The organism is Thioclava indica (genome assembly GCF_000714545.1).
In the GTDB taxonomy this organism is placed as follows: domain Bacteria; phylum Pseudomonadota; class Alphaproteobacteria; order Rhodobacterales; family Rhodobacteraceae; genus Thioclava; species Thioclava indica.
Window position 1 is genome coordinate 1 of the sequence record NZ_AUNB01000085.1, and the last position, 1,856, is coordinate 1,856.

The window sequence follows — 1,856 nt, forward strand, 5'->3', positions numbered from 1 at the left end:
CGGCGATTGTTCGAGGTCAGGATCCAGCTGATCCAGCGCATGTCGAAAGTGACGCGGAAATAGGGACAGCTCCACGCCTTAGCGCTAAGCGGCTCAAGCAAGGGTAGAAGCGCATTGCTCAGCGCAAAGTTGACACCTTTGTTCGAGAGCACATCGCCAACCTTGTCGATTTCGTCGATCACCATGATCGGGTTGCCCACGCGCTCGCGCAGGAACAGTTCGACCGGACGCCCTGGCTGCGCAGTCGCCCAACCGCGTTGGCTTCCGGCGACCGCGAAACCCGCCGGCTCGTTTGCAGCGTCGATCATCTCCGAAGGTGTGCCGATCAACTGCGCCAGACGCCGCGCCCAGTAGCTCTTGCCAATCCCCGGCGGCCCGTCGAGCAGCATCGGCGGCAAGTGCAACGCGGGTGCGCCACTGCGCACGCTTTCGCGCATCGCGTGCCAAGCCAGCGTGGTCGCCTGCGCCATCCAGGGCATCTCATCGTGCAGCGTCGCTGCAATCTCGTCGGCGCGATGCGCGCTTGGCAGCTGAACCACCCGCACACCGTCGCTGAGCCCGCGCAGCTTCTCTCGCGCGTCCTTGTCCAGATGCGCCATCCCCGATGCCCGCAGACGTCGATCCGCGAGCGCTTGTGCTCTGCGACGGATCTTATCGCTATCGTGCCGGCTGGGGCTGCAAGCGAGCAACTCATCGCTCCAGTCATCCGCCTCGCGCGCGGCTTCGAGATCCGCCGGGTCAAACCCGCGCGCCTTCCAGCGCAACTCGCGCAGGAAGGTGATGAGCTGTTGCTCGATCTTCTGCGGCGAGGTTTCAAAATCAAAGCGCAGAGCGACAATGCGGAGAGGAACCTGGTTGCGCCTTTGCGCACGGGTGCGACAGTTAATGCTCATGTGCTTGGTCCGAATTCTGGCGCGTTTGCGCTTTTCCAGTCGATAGCGTTGAAAGAGACTGCGGCTTTTGTGGCCGCAGATAGCGCGGTGTGGTTACATTTCGCCAATCGATCCCTTCAAAGAGCGCTTCAAACTGTGCTTTCGTAAGCGATAGCGTGCCATCTACGAGGCTGGGCCAATAGAACCCATTGCCTTCGATGCGCTTGTAAATCAGCACCAAGCCGGTGCCGTCCCACATCACGATTTTCATCTTGTCACGACCCTTCGATCGAAACACGAAGAACGCACCGGAAAAAGGATCAAGGTCGAAGTTCTCGGCGACATAGTTCACGAGCCCATCGATCCCTTTTCTGAAATCGACGGGTTGCATCGCGAGAAATATCTTGAAGCTGCTCGAGGGGACGATCATGACGCGGTCCCTGCTGCGCGGACCAATTTTACCAGGCTATCTTCGTCGATAGATATCGGAAACTCGATACAGACTGCGCCGACGACTATACGCGCTTGGTCTGGATTTGATGGCCGGGCCTCAATTGGTCGAGCATCTGGGCGAAGCTTTATCTCAGCGAAAGCTGGCCCATTGTCCAAAATGGCATCGCCACGAGCGCGGCGCGCCGCTACATGCCACTTGCGGACCAAGCATTCATGCGCATCGAGTTCTGCCGCAATTTCGCCGGGCGACGCGCCTTCTTCGTCGATGCGTCGCACGGCTTCGCGCTTTAGAGCTTTCGGCCAGATATTCTTGCCTGAGGGTGATGTGGGGATTTCGAAGCCCCAGATCTCGCGATTAGCCATGATAGTCTCCCGTGTGTTTCGCGGGATAGGCTTATCATGATGCAAAGGAGGCGTTCAGAGGCGGTGAGCGGGGTCAGATGCAACGCTTACGTATCCTCTCGCGCGCAAGGAGCCTATCTTGGCGCTGCGCGCCAAGATGGAACGTAAGCGGTGCGCCGCTCCCACACT

3 protein-coding genes are annotated in these 1,856 nt (G+C 59.4%); all 3 read right to left on the minus strand.

Annotated elements, in window-relative coordinates; genetic code table 11:
• Positions 1 to 893, minus strand: an 893-nt coding sequence (locus tag DT23_RS17580; RefSeq protein WP_051697407.1) for an AAA family ATPase, incomplete at its 3' end; no start/stop codon positions are given.
• A complete protein-coding gene (gene tnpB / locus DT23_RS17585) occupies positions 883 to 1,302 on the minus strand; it encodes an IS66 family insertion sequence element accessory protein TnpB (protein ID WP_156024001.1) in 420 nt (139 codons plus the stop codon). The genes tnpB and DT23_RS17580, both read right to left, overlap by 11 nt.
• Positions 1,299 to 1,688 (minus strand): hypothetical protein, encoded by a 390-nt coding sequence (locus DT23_RS17590; protein WP_038133473.1) that lies wholly within the window; start codon positions 1,686 to 1,688, stop codon positions 1,299 to 1,301. The genes tnpB and DT23_RS17590 overlap by 4 nt, the downstream gene beginning before the upstream one ends.
• Positions 1,689 to 1,856 lie beyond the last annotated feature (168 nt).